At 68.5% G+C, this 12035-nt stretch carries 13 protein-coding genes; 5 read left to right on the forward strand and 8 right to left on the reverse strand.

From position 1 onward, the window contains the following. Window positions 1-40: 40 nt before the first annotated feature. Window positions 41-487: a nuclear transport factor 2 family protein gene (locus ACLJRL_RS22345; RefSeq protein WP_410658180.1), complete on the reverse strand. Its 447-nt coding sequence runs from the start codon at window positions 485-487 to the stop codon at window positions 41-43. Between the two features lie 3 nt (window positions 488-490). After that, entirely contained in the window at window positions 491-1366 is an 876-nt protein-coding gene (locus ACLJRL_RS22350) for a TIGR03619 family F420-dependent LLM class oxidoreductase (protein WP_410658181.1), read from the reverse strand. 129 nt (window positions 1367-1495) lie between these two features. On the opposite strand from ACLJRL_RS22350, the gene ACLJRL_RS22355 reads away from it, so the two are divergent. Next, window positions 1496-2308, forward strand: coding sequence for a hypothetical protein (locus tag ACLJRL_RS22355; protein WP_410658182.1), 813 nt, complete (start codon window positions 1496-1498; stop codon window positions 2306-2308). An 85-nt stretch (window positions 2309-2393) separates the two neighbouring features. Here ACLJRL_RS22355 and ACLJRL_RS22360 read toward each other — a convergent pair whose 3' ends face one another. Both ACLJRL_RS22360 and ACLJRL_RS22365 read right to left on the reverse strand, forming a co-directional pair. After that, entirely contained in the window at window positions 2394-3203 is an 810-nt protein-coding gene (locus ACLJRL_RS22360; RefSeq protein ID WP_410658183.1) for an Fpg/Nei family DNA glycosylase, read from the reverse strand. A gap of 1 nt (window position 3204) precedes the next feature. Continuing rightward, window positions 3205-3678: a ribose-5-phosphate isomerase gene (locus tag ACLJRL_RS22365; RefSeq protein ID WP_410658184.1), complete on the reverse strand. Its 474-nt coding sequence runs from the start codon at window positions 3676-3678 to the stop codon at window positions 3205-3207. A 45-nt stretch (window positions 3679-3723) separates the two neighbouring features. Here ACLJRL_RS22365 and ACLJRL_RS22370 point away from each other — a divergent pair, with 45 nt between their 5' ends. After that, window positions 3724-4344 carry a 2-phosphosulfolactate phosphatase gene (locus ACLJRL_RS22370; RefSeq protein ID WP_410658185.1) on the forward strand — a complete coding sequence of 207 codons (621 nt, stop codon included), beginning with the start codon at window positions 3724-3726 and terminating at the stop codon, window positions 4342-4344. Then, the gene (locus ACLJRL_RS22375; RefSeq protein WP_410658186.1) at window positions 4341-5183 is read left to right on the forward strand and encodes an MBL fold metallo-hydrolase; all 843 of its coding nucleotides are present in this window, start codon (window positions 4341-4343) and stop codon (window positions 5181-5183) included. The genes ACLJRL_RS22370 and ACLJRL_RS22375 overlap by 4 nt, the downstream gene beginning before the upstream one ends. Here the strand turns inward: ACLJRL_RS22375 and ACLJRL_RS22380 are convergent. Beyond that, on the reverse strand, window positions 5180-5800 hold the full coding sequence (locus tag ACLJRL_RS22380) for a DsbA family protein (RefSeq protein WP_410658187.1): 621 nt from the start codon (window positions 5798-5800) through the stop codon (window positions 5180-5182). The two genes, ACLJRL_RS22375 and ACLJRL_RS22380, sit on opposite strands and share 4 nt — an antisense overlap. 167 nt (window positions 5801-5967) lie before the next feature. Here ACLJRL_RS22380 and pepN point away from each other — a divergent pair, with 167 nt between their 5' ends. Next, window positions 5968-8541 (forward strand): aminopeptidase N, encoded by a 2574-nt coding sequence (gene pepN / locus ACLJRL_RS22385; protein ID WP_410658188.1) that lies wholly within the window; start codon window positions 5968-5970, stop codon window positions 8539-8541. Between the two features lie 76 nt (window positions 8542-8617). On the opposite strand, the gene ACLJRL_RS22390 is transcribed toward pepN, so the two are convergent. From ACLJRL_RS22390 to ACLJRL_RS22400, 3 genes are all read right to left on the reverse strand, one after another. Beyond that, window positions 8618-9097, reverse strand: a complete 480-nt coding sequence (locus ACLJRL_RS22390) for a DUF5130 family protein (protein WP_410658189.1) — start codon at window positions 9095-9097, stop codon at window positions 8618-8620. Then, entirely contained in the window at window positions 9084-9347 is a 264-nt protein-coding gene (locus ACLJRL_RS22395; RefSeq protein WP_410658190.1) for a hypothetical protein, read from the reverse strand. The genes ACLJRL_RS22390 and ACLJRL_RS22395 overlap by 14 nt, the downstream gene beginning before the upstream one ends. A 760-nt stretch (window positions 9348-10107) precedes the next feature. Next, complete coding sequence (locus ACLJRL_RS22400; protein ID WP_410658191.1) at window positions 10108-10602, reverse strand: HNH endonuclease; 495 nt, start codon at window positions 10600-10602, stop codon at window positions 10108-10110. A 431-nt stretch (window positions 10603-11033) separates the two neighbouring features. On the opposite strand from ACLJRL_RS22400, the gene ACLJRL_RS22405 reads away from it, so the two are divergent. Then, window positions 11034-12011: a mechanosensitive ion channel family protein gene (locus ACLJRL_RS22405; protein WP_410658192.1), complete on the forward strand. Its 978-nt coding sequence runs from the start codon at window positions 11034-11036 to the stop codon at window positions 12009-12011. Window positions 12012-12035 lie beyond the last annotated feature (24 nt).

The following is a 12035-nucleotide window of genomic DNA, read 5'->3' on the forward strand; positions in this document are numbered from 1 at the left end:
CCTACCCCGTCGGGGGGCGTCCACAGCCGCCCTTAAAGGGTCACTCCTCGACCTGCCGTGCGGTGGCCATGGCGCGCGCGGTCTCCCAGAACGCCCGCACCGAGACGATCAGCCCGTCTTCCCGGACCCGGTAGACGAAAACGCCGTCGGTGTCGACGCGGTAGCCGCCGGGCAGATACGTCGTGATCGTCCCGACGTTCGCGACCTCGTCTCCCGCCGCGTGGGAATCGCGGATGGTGAACTGGAAGCGCTCGACATTCGCGATCGTCGCCTCCCAGAAGGCCCTGATCCCGTCGTGGCCGTGGTGACCTTTGCCCTCGGCGTCGAACATCGACGGCCCGACGGGGTCCTCGACGACGGCGTCCCCGGCGAAGAGTTCAAGCCAGCTGTCCTGGTCTCCGGAGGCGACGGCGATCATCGAGCGGTACGCGGCCCGGCGCGCGGGAGGCTGTTCGGCGGCCGGATCCCAGCAGACGTCGACACTCATGGCTCAGTCCCCCACCTTCGCGATGATCTCGTCGCCGAACTTCTTGATGGAATCCAGCTTCGGCCCGATCTCGGCGTCGAAACCGACGCCGTCGAACACCCACGGCATGGTGATCACGTCGGTCACGCCGATCTCGCCCTGCTCGCGGTAACCATCGAGCCCGAAGCGGTCGATACAGACGGCCTGATACTCGAACGGATCGTCGGCCCGGCCTTGTTCGGCCAGCAACGCACGCAACCGGGTGATCGTGTCGCGGAGGTCGTCGAACTTCATCATCGCCGAAGACCAGCCGTCGGCGACGCGCACGGCACGGCGCAACGCGACGTCGGTGTGGCCTCCGATGTAGAACGGCACCCGCGACGGCGGTGTGGGACTCATCCGCAGTTTGTCGAAGTCGTAGAACTCGCCGTGGTGCTCGACCATCCCGCCGTCGAGGATCAGCCGCAGGACGTCGATCGCCTCGTCGACGCGTTTGCCGCGGCGCTCGTACGGCACGCCGCACCACTGGAACTCCTCCGGCGACCAGCCGACGCCGAGCCCGAGGGCGAAGCGGCCGCCGGTCAGCGCGGCGACCGAGTTGACCTGACGCGCCAGCAGGACCGGATTGCGGGAGCCGAGTTTGAGCACGGAGGTGTAGAACGTGATCCGTTCGGTGACCGCGCCCATGGCCGCGGCCGCCACCAGCGGATCGGCCCAGGGCGTCTCCTCGGTCCAGAACCGGCTGCCGTCGGGTGTGTACGGGTAGTCGGCCGAGACCGTTTCGGAATAGAACAGGGAATCCGGGAGCGCGATCGAGGAGAACCCCGCCTGTTCGGCGGCGCGGGCGAGCTCGCCCAGTTGATCGAGCGGATTCATCGCGATCGACAGGGTGAACTTCATGGGGCGAACTATAACGTGTTCTAGTTTCGCCCGCCAGTGCGCGTGGTGACCAGGAGCACTCACCGGGAACCCCGGGCGTACCGCCCGCGTTGTCCGGATCAAAGGGCCGAACGATTACTGGAGTGGCACATGGGCACCGCGATCTTCCTGATCGTGCTCCTCGTCGTCGTGGTCGGCGGCGGTATCTACTTCGCGAAGTCCCAGGCGGCGGCCAAGAAGCGCCTGCTGGACGACGCGAAGGCGGACGCACGACGTCTCGTCGAACGACTCGGCGGTCAGGTACTGAACATCTCCGGCAACGACATCGCTTCCCAGCAGGCCATGGCGGACGCCGCCGAGCGCTACAACGCCGCGGGCTCGCAGATGGAACAGGCGCAGACCGCGGAGCAGGCCCGGCTGGTCAAGGAGACCGCCGTCGAGGGCCTCTACTACGTGCGCGCCGCGCGGGTCGCGATGGGCATGGACCCCGGCCCGGATCTGCCCGGCAGCGAAGAACGCGACCGCGCGGGCAAGGTCACCGAGTACCGCTCGATCGACGTCGAGGACGGGCACTACGAAGCCTCGCCGGATCCGAGCCAGCGCACGCCGCACTACTACCCGGGCGGGCGCGTGGCAGGCCGTCCGGTCCCGCAGGGCTGGTACAGCGAGCCGTGGTGGAAGCCCGCGCTCGTCGCCGGCGCCTGGGGTCTCGGTTCGATGCTGCTGTTCACCGCGATGTTCTCCGGTATGGCCGGGATCGCGAGCGCGTCGGCCTGGGAGTCCGGCTACGACGCCGGCCAGGAAGACGCGGGCGCGGCCGACGGCGGCGGTGACGCGGGCGGTGACGCCGGAGGCGACGGCGGCGGCTTCGATGGCGGAGGCTACGACGGAGGCGGGTTCGACGGCGGCAGCTTCGACAGCGGCGGTTTCGGCGGCGGAGGCGGCGACTTCGGCGGCTTCTGACCCCGGTCCTTCAAGTGCTATGAACGACTCGTTACTTGCAAATTTCGCAAGTAACGAGTCGTTCATAGCGTCCGGGACCGAAAGATCAGGCGGGCTGGCAGGTCGGGCACCAGAAGAGGTTCCGCGCGGCCAGGTCGCTGCGCATCACCGGCGTCCCGCAGACCAGGCACGGCTCGCCGGCCCGGCGGTAGACGTAGACCTCGCCCCCGTGCCGGTCCTGCCGCGGCGCGCGGCCGGTCACCTCGGGCAGGTGCTCCGGCGCCACCGTGTCGATCCGTCCCACCCGGACACCGTGGCGCATCAACGTCACCAGGTCCGCCCACAGGTCGTCCCACAGCTCGCGATCGAGCGCGCGGCCAGGAATGAGCGGCGCGACGCCGTGCCGGAACAGCACCTCGGCGCGGTAGACGTTGCCCACCCCCGCCAGCACGGACTGATCCATCAGCAGCGCCGCGATCGACGTCTTCGACCGGGAGATCCGCTCCCACGCCTTGTCCGGCTTGGCGTCCCGGCGCAGCGGATCCGGGCCCAGCCGGGCCTTGATCGCGTCGACGCGGTCCGCGTCGAGCAGCTCGCATTGGTTCGGGCCGCGCAGATCAGCCGAATGGGTCGGCCCGACCATCCGTAGCCGTACCTGCCCGATCGGTTCGGGCGCGGGCAGCGGCTCGTCGGAGAACGTGCCGTAGAGGCCCAGGTGGATGTGCACCGTCCCGTGTGGACCGTAGTCGTGGAACAGGTGCTTCCCGTACGCCTCGGATTTCACCAGTACCCGACCGTCCAAACGGGACGCTTCGGTGGCGAACCGCCCCTGCGGGCTGCTCACCGCGACCGGATGGCCGCCGAAACGGCGTTTGTGCAGCCGGGCGAGGCGATGGAGCGTGTGCCCCTCGGGCATGTCAGTGCTCGGGAAGCGGCGGCGGCCAGCCGGTGTTCTCGTAGTCGAGGATCTGCTGGACGCGGCGGCCGTGCCGCTCGTCCGGGCTCGGCGGGGTCGCGAGGAACGCCTCGACGATCTCCGTGGCCTCCTCGGCGGTGTGCATCCGCGCACCGACGCCGATCACCTGGGCGTGGTTGTGCTCACGGGTGAGCTTCGCGGTCTCCACACTCCACGCGAGGCCGGCGCGAGCGCCCTTGACCTTGTTGGCCGCGATCTGCTCGCCGTTGCCGGAACCGCCGACGACGATGCCGAGGCTGCCCTCGTCCGCGACGACCCGGCGGGCCGCCTCGATGCAGAAGGCGGGGTAGTCGTCGGCCGCGTCGTAGACGAAGGGACCGACGTCCTCGACGTCGTGCCCCTTCTCCTTGAGGTGGGCCACGAGGTGGTTCTTCAATTCGAAACCGGCATGGTCAGAGCCAAGGTAAACACGCACAGCGCGGAGTCTGCCATCACCGCAGGCCTCGGGCATGCTCTGGGGGTGGACATCCGGGCCCAGCAGGAATCCGACATCCGGCTCGAATGGGGACCCGAAGGCGTCGGCGTCCTCGGTGAGAAGTGCGCCGTTCTCGTCATCGTCGACGTGCTTTCCTTCTGCACCACAACGGATCTCGTCCTCGGCAACGGCGGACGCGTCCTGCCGGTCCGCTGGCGCGATCACCGCGGCGCGGAAATCGCGAAAGAGCGAGGCGCCATCCTGGCGGGTGAAGGCGAGTGGACTTTACGACCTTCGTCTGTGACGGAAATCCCTTCCGGAACCCTGCTGGCGCTTCCTTCACCCAATGGCGCCACGTTGTGCGACGCAGCCGCCACGACCGGTGCCGAAATCCTCGCGGGCTGCCCGCTGCGGCCCTGCGTCGAGGACCAGCTCGGCGCGGGCGCGATCGTGGCCGCCCTCGGCGATTACGGCCGTCTGTCCGCTGAAGCACGCCTCGCGGCGACAGCGGCGAAAGCGACCGACATCCCCGTGGCGCTGGCAGAGTGTTCGTCAGGGCGTGAGCTGGCCGCGGCCGGGCACGGGAACGACGTGACCCTCGCCGCACGGCTCGACACGAGCAGCACGGTTCCGGTGCTGCGCAAGGGAATTCTGGAGGCCTGGTGAACTGGCTCGAACTCGCCGACGGGGTGTACGCACGCCGCTACGAGGAACTGGACCTGACCGTCGGTCTGGTCGTCGGGAGTGAACGCTGCCTGGTCGTCGACGTCCGGGGCGACGTCGACCAGGGCGCCGAACTCGCCGCGGCGGTGCGGGAGATCACGCCGCTGCCGTGGTCGGTCGTCTACACCCACGCGCATTTCGACCACGCCTTCGGCACCACGCCGTTCCTGCCCTGCGACGTCTGGGCGCACGAAGGCTGCGTGGCCGAGCTGGCCGAATTCGGCGAGCAAGCCCGGCGCAAGTGGATGGCGAAGATGGAGTCCGAGAACCGGCCGGAGATGGCGGCGGCGCTGGAGCGCACCGAGATCACCCTGCCCGGCAAGCTGGTCACCGACACGGCCGTGATCGACCTCGGTGGCCGGACGGCGGTGCTGCGGTTCCTCGGCCGCGCCCACACCGATCACGACCTGTTCGTCCACGTGCCGGACGCCGGGATCATCTACGCGGGCGACGCCGTGGAGAACGCCCCCTTCGAGGCACGTTTTCCCGCCGAGAAGGCATCGTCACAAGCAGGCTTCAGCGCCTACTCCTTCAACGATGGCAGCTCACTGGAGGAATGGCCCGCGGTGATGGACGCGATCCTCGCGCTGGAGCCCCGGATCATCGTCGCCGGACACGGCGACCCGGTCGACGGGCCGTTCATCGAGAAGCACCGCGACGGCCTGCGCGAACTGCTCGCGCTCAAGACGGCGATCGCCGCGGGAGACCTCACGACGGACGAAGCCGTCGTGAGGTCGTCCTACCCCGACGATGTCACCAAGGCCGCTCTCGCGACTTCTTAGTCGAAGTTCAGGTCGCCGGACCGGGTGCGCTTCAGCTCGAAGAAGTCCGGGTAGCTCGCCAGCGCGCGGGCGCCGTCGAAGACCTTGACGGCGTCCTCGCCGCGCGGGATCGAGCTGAGCACCGGGCCGAAGAAGGCGACGCCGTCGATGTGGATCGTCGGTGTGCCGACGTCCATTCCGACCGGATTCATACCTTCGTAGTGACTCTTTTTGAGCGCCTCGTCGTACTCGGTCGACTCCGCGGCCTCGGCCAGCTCGGCCGGGGCGCCGATGGCCTCGAGGGTCTCCTTGATGACCTTCGGGATGTCCTTGTCGCCCTGGTTGTGGTGCCGCGTGCCGAACTCGGTGTAGAAGTCGCGCAGCGCCTCCTCACCGTTCTTCTGCGCCAGCGCGGTCGCGACGCGCACCGGCCCCCAGCCGCGGCTCAGGAGGTCCTTGTACTGCTCAGGCAGGTCCTCGCGACCGCTGTTGAGTTCCGACAGGCTCATGATGCGGAACCTCAGGTCGAGGCTGCGGTGCTTCTCGACCTCGAGGATCCAGCGCGAGCTGATCCAGGCGAAGGGACAGATCGGATCGAAGTAGAAGTCGACCTTGGTCGTCTCGGACGGGGCGGTCATCTCGTTCTCCCAGTGCCATCGTCTTGGTGTGCGGGGTGCTTACAGGGTGCTACACAGCCAGCCAACATCGCGGCCGTCGGTGTTGTTCCCGTCGTCAGCACCACCCTGGACATGATTGGATGCCTGTAGTTGGAAACCAAAACCGATACCGATGACCAGAGGTGCCAGTGCCCGCCCCCAACCTGACCCGAGACCAAGCCAAACTGCGCGCGGACCTGCTCGACGTCGAGTCCTACGACATCGAGCTGGATCTGACCGACGGCCGCGGCGGTCCCGGCGAGAAGACCTTCACGTCGAAGACGACGATCAAGTTCGCGAGCGCCAGAAGCGGCGAGGCGTCGTGGGTCGACATCGTCGCCGAGGGCGTCTCCTCGGCCGTTCTCAACGGGTCGGACCTCGACGTCAGCGGGTACGTCGAGGACAAGGGCGTCGAGCTGCCCGGGCTCGCCGAGTCGAACGAACTCGTCGTGGACGCGGTCTGCCGGTACATGAACACCGGCGAAGGCCTGCACCGGTTCGTCGACCCGGTCGACGACGGCGTGTACCTCTACACGCAGTTCGAGACCGCGGACGCCAAGCGGATGTTCGCCTGCTTCGACCAGCCCGACCTCAAGTCGGTCTACCGGCTCACCGTGCTCGCGCCGAAGGACTGGAAGGTCATTTCGAACGCGCTGGTCGAGTCGACCGAAGAGACCCCGGACGGTGCCGTCCGCATCGTCTTCGCGGTGTCCGAGCGGATCTCGACCTATCTGGTCGCGCTGATCGCCGGCCCGTACAGCGAGTGGCGCGACGAGTACTCCGACGACCACCGCACCATCCCGCTCGGCATCTACTGCCGCTCGTCGCTCGCCGAGCACATGGACGCGGACAAGCTGTTCACCGAGACCAAGCAGGGTTTCGCCTTCTATCACGAGAAGTTCGCGACCCCGTACCCGTTCTCCAAGTACGACCAGCTGTTCGTGCCGGAGTTCAACGCGGGCGCGATGGAGAACGCCGGCGCCGTCACCTTCCTGGAGGACTACGTCTTCCGGAGCCGCGTCACGCGCTACGCCTACGAGCGCCGCGCCGAGACGCTGCTGCACGAGATGGCGCATATGTGGTTCGGCGACCTGGTCACCATGCGCTGGTGGGACGACCTGTGGCTGAACGAGTCGTTCGCGACCTTCGCGAGCGTGCTGGCCCAGGCCGAGGCGACCGAGTACAAGAACGCGTGGACCAGCTTCGCGAACATCGAGAAGTCGTGGGCGTACCGGCAGGACCAGCTGCCCTCGACGCACCCGATCGCCGCGGACATCGTCGACCTGCACGCGGTCGAGGTGAACTTCGACGGGATCACCTACGCCAAGGGCGCGAGCGTGCTGAAGCAGCTCGTCGCCTACGTCGGGCTCGACCACTTCCTCGAAGGCCTGAAGGTCTACTTCGGCAAGCACGCGTGGGGCAACGCGACCCTGGCGGACCTGCTGGGCGCGCTGGAGGAGGCTTCCGGCCGCGACCTTTCGTGGTGGAGTGCCCAGTGGCTGGAGACGACCGGTCTCAACTCGCTGAGCCCGCGCTACGAGATCGGCGCGGACGGCAAGTACACCGCCTTCGCCGTCACGCAGACCGGCGCCAAGCCGGGTGCCGGTGAGCTGCGGACGCACCGCGTCGCGGTCGGCGTCTACGACGAGGACGGCAGCGGCAAGATCGTCCGCAAGCACCGCGTCGAACTCGACGTCGACGGCGAGCGCACCGAGGTGCCGGACCTGGTCGGGCTGCCCGCGGGCAAGCTCGTGCTGGTCAACGACGACGACCTGACCTACTGCACGATGCGGCTCGACCCGACGTCGCTGACGACGCTGATCGACCGCGTCGCCGACATCACCGAACCGCTGCCCCGCACGCTGTGCTGGTCGGCGGCGTGGGAGATGACGCGCGAGGCCGAGCTCAAGGCACGCGACTTCGTCACGCTGGTCGAGCGCGGTGTGCACACCGAGACCGAGGTCGGCGTGGTGCAGCGGCTGCTGCTGCAGGCGCAGACGGCGCTGAACTCGTACGCGAACAGGGCCTGGGCCACGGAAAAGGGCTGGCCGGCGTTCTCCGCGCGGCTGCTGGAGCTGGCGCAGGGCGCCGAGGCCGCTTCGGACCACCAGCTCGCCTTCGTGAACTCGCTCTCGCACTCGGTGCTCGACGAGCCGACGCTGGAGATCATCGCCGGCTGGCTCGACGGCACGGCTCCGCTGGAGGGGCTGACCGTCGACACCGATCTGCGCTGGCGGCTCCTGCAGGCGCTGGTCGCGCACGGCAAGGCGGAGAACCCGGAGATCGACTCGGAACTCGCCAAGGACGACACCGCCGCCGGACGGCGTCAGGCGGAGCGCTCGCGGGCGCTGCGGCCGACCGACGACGCGAAGGCCGACGCGTGGCAGCGGGCGGTGTACGACGACGAGCTGCCCAACGCGGTCAGCGACTCGCTCATCACCGGCTTCTCCCACCCAGGCCAGAAGCACCTGCTCGGCGACTACGTGACGCGCTACTTCGACGTCATCGACGAGGTCTGGCAGCGGCGTTCCAGTGAGCGGGCGCAGCCGACGGTGGTCGGGCTGTACCCGTCGTGGGCGATCGAGCCGTCGACGGTGAAGGCGTCGGACGCGTGGCTGACCGGGGAGCACCCGGCGGCGCTGCGCCGTCTCGTCTCCGAAGGCCGGGCCGGGATCGTCCGCGCGCTGGCCGCCCGTGAGTTCGACTCGCAGGCCGGCATCTAGGTCCCGAACGCCATGAACGGCCCGTTACTTGCGAAATTTGCAAGTAACGGGCCGTTCATGGCACGGGAAAGTGCGACTAGCTGGGGCTGCCTGCCTGGTCGCTCAGCATGCGCAGCGCGTTGACGAGACCGCCGACGAGGTCGCCTTCCTTGAAGGAGGCCACCATGCTGGCCACGGCGAGCTTCGCGCCACGGTCGGGCAGGCGGTGCTTGGCCAGCGAGCCCGTCAAGATCTCGATCACGCGCTGGCCCGGCGACACGGCGACGAGGACGGAGTCCGCCGGGTTGTCGGTCGAGGCCAGCAGCCCTTCGGCGGTGACGCGGGTGTCCTCGCCGAGCTCGCCGAGGTACACACTGAAGTCGAGGCCGGTCTCGCGGCTGGCCAGGGTCAGCGCCTCGTCCAAGCGGGCGAGCTGCTGGGTCGAGAATGGGCTGATCGGCCCAGCCGGTTCGTACATCTTGGCGGCGGACACCCGGCCGCTGGAGGTAACGGCGGCGCCGTAACCGGGCTCTTCGTCAACAGCCGCGGACGAATGGGTCAGTTCACCAGTTGCCACGAGCGCCTCCCGTCACCGAAGCTCCGTCCGACGCGACGACGGCGGTCGCGCCGCCTGCGTTCGCGTGCGAATGCCTGGCGCCGACACCGTCGGGGTTGGCGCTCCACCACATGGCCGGGTACTCCCACGGCTGCCCCGGCCGGTACCGGGCGATGCCCGCGCCCTTCGACCGCAGCGTGGCCACTCCGCAAAGCGCGTAGATGGCCAAGGGGATCACCGCGAAGACCAGGATCGTCTCGACAAGGTTCACGCGCGTGAGCGTATCCGACCCGGATGGCCGCCGCCGTGCCGCACCCGCTCGCGCGAACGTACTCCGCGACGACTACCGCTCATCGTCGTGAGGTGGCCGTCCGCCGCTTGCCGCGAAAGCGCTCCCACGTTGAGCCGAAGCCCTCAAGGCCGAAAGGTTGCAACTCAACGTACGGGCGGCCGCACCCGGCGCTGTCATCTTGTCGCGGCCTTGAAATCCTCGTAGCTTTTTCACCTGTACGGGCCTTGCGCCCACTCCCCCACCCCCAGCAGGTAACGCACCGGTCGCAGGAGGACACGTCATGCAGAGCACCCAGACACCCGGCCAGGCGATCATCGACGACATTTCGTCACTCTTCGAAGCTGAATTCGTCCCCGGTACGCGTGTGACGGCGGGCACACGGGTTACTCGCGGTACACGTGTCACTCGCGGTACGCGAGTCACCGCCGGCACGCGAGTCACTCGCGGCACCCGGGTGACCCGTGGCACCCGCGTCACCGCCGGAACTCGTGTCACCCGTGGCACGCGCGTCACTCGTGGCACCCGCGTCACGGCCGGAACCCGGGTCACCCGTGGCACCCGCGTCACCTGCCGGAGCGACTTCTCCCTGGCCGCCTGAGCACGGACACGGACCGGCTCGACGGCGAGTTACGCGGTAGTAGGGGACGGCGTACTTGTAGCGGCACCAGCTAGCAGCATTATCGGCCCGCCCCGGCCGCCGAAAGGCAGCCGGGGCACCGACATGTCCAGGGCCCGGCGGTCAGGCCGCCGTTCCGAGGTACGGCCGCCACAACGGGTCGGCCTCCTTGGAATGGGCGAGCAACCGCCAATGCGGCCCGTGCGGGGCCCTCGGCACCACGCGCAGACGCCAGCCGATCTCGGAAAGCAGCTTGTCCGCCTTCCGATGGTTGCACTTGGCGCAACAGCCCACGCAGTTCGTCCAGCTGTGCGGACCACCGCGGCTTCGCGGGACGACGTGGTCGATGGTCTCGGCCCGTCCTCCGCAGTAGGCGCAGCGGTAGCGGTCGCGATGCATGAGCCCGGCCCGGGTCAGCGGCACCTGAGCGCGGTAGGGCACGCGCACGTAGGTGCTCAGCCGGATCACCGACGGCACGGGCAGCGACACCGTGGCGGCGTGCACCTCGAGCCCTCCCGGGTCGCCGTGCACCACCTCGGCCTTGCCGCACATCACGAGGACCACCGCGCGCCGCAACGGCAACGCCGTCAGCGGTTCGAACGTGGCGTTCAACAGCAATACCCGTCTGCGGCCCCAAGACGACCCTGAAGTCGTAGTGGGTACCGCCGTGTTCGACGGGTCCCGCCCTCTACGCTGTCCGGGCGGGCGGGCTACACCCCCTGGCCGCGTTCCCGGCCCGCCCGAGGGGGCCCCATGCGAGGGGACACCTCCCGGATGAGCGCGCAACACGACCTCCGGCGCCGGACCGGCCAAGGCTTGGCTCGGGACGCCGAGGGGGATGGGTTGTCGGTCTGGCACTCGACCACCTCCACCGGTGCAGGCATAGTCGACCACAGATCAGCCCCAAAGTGCACGTGTGTTACAAGACGTGTCACATGCGCGCGACCTCGCGGCCACCAAAAGTCGGGTGTGCCGAAATCCGCCGGGACCGCCGCCGCGCTCGACAGCGCGAACGATCCCCACCGAGCACGAAAGGACATTTCCTCTCCGTGAACCTGCTGCCCACCGAACCTCCGGCCTGTACGAGGGACGCCAGTACGCTGTGCGGCCAGGTGTTCGACATCACAAACAACCAATGGCTCGCCGCGTCGGCGGGCTGGCTGCTGACGAAGCCGATCAGGATCTTGATGATCATGGCCGTCGCGTTCCTGCTGCGTTACCTGGTGCGACGCCTGATCAACCGCGTGACCCGGATGCCCGGCGGCTCCAAGAAGCTGCCGGCGCTGTTGAGACCGCTGCGGGAGAAGGCTCCCGAAGTGCTCGGTTCGGCGGTGATGGAACGACGTCGTCAGCGGGCCGCCACGATCGGCTCGGTGCTCAAGTCGATGGCGACGTTCCTGATCTACGGCCTCGCGTTCATCCTGGTCCTGGGCGAACTCGGCATCAACCTGGCGCCGATCATCGCCTCCGCCGGCATCGTCGGTGTCGCGCTCGGTTTCGGTGCCCAGAACCTCGTCAAGGACTTCCTGTCCGGCATGTTCATGATGATCGAGGACCAGTACGGCGTCGGTGACGTCGTCGACGTCGGTGAGGCGTCCGGCACGGTCGAAGCGGTCGGTCTCCGGATCACGACCCTGCGTGACATCAACGGCACCGTCTGGTACGTCCGCAACGGTGAGGTGCTGCGGGTCGGCAACTCGAGCCAGGGCTTCGCCGTGGCCGTCGTCGATGTCCCGGTCAGCTACTCCGCCGACGTCGAGAAGGCCATCGCGCTGATGGCCGAGAAGGCGACGGCCCTGCTGGAAAGCGAGGGCCTGGCGCCCAACGTGCTGGAGCCGCCCGAGATGCTCGGCGTGGAAACCGTCACCCCCGAGGGCATCAAGCTCCGGATGACGGTGAAGGTGCGGCCGGGCAAGCAGTGGGCGGTGCAGCGCGCGCTGCGGGCGAACCTGCTCGCCGCGCTGGACGAGGCGGGCTTCGAGCCACCTCTGGGGCGCTATATGTCGTCCGGGCCCGCGAGTCAGTAGGACAAGTGCAGGGCAGAATGGAGC

Origin of the sequence: Amycolatopsis sp. lyj-112 (assembly GCF_046549055.1) — a bacterium.
Lineage (GTDB): Bacteria > Actinomycetota > Actinomycetes > Mycobacteriales > Pseudonocardiaceae > Amycolatopsis.

Coding starts and splice junctions, on each gene's coding strand:
- ACLJRL_RS22355 (WP_410658182.1), top strand. CDS start 1,496: ATGGGCACCGCGATCTTCCTGATCGTGCTCCTCGTCGTCGTGGTCGGC.
- ACLJRL_RS22350 (WP_410658181.1), bottom strand. CDS start 1,366: ATGAAGTTCACCCTGTCGATCGCGATGAATCCGCTCGATCAACTGGGC.
- ACLJRL_RS22360 (WP_410658183.1), bottom strand. CDS start 3,203: ATGCCCGAGGGGCACACGCTCCATCGCCTCGCCCGGCTGCACAAACGC.
- ACLJRL_RS22380 (WP_410658187.1), bottom strand. CDS start 5,800: ATGACCGCCCCGTCCGAGACGACCAAGGTCGACTTCTACTTCGATCCG.
- ACLJRL_RS22345 (WP_410658180.1), bottom strand. CDS start 487: ATGAGTGTCGACGTCTGCTGGGATCCGGCCGCCGAACAGCCTCCCGCG.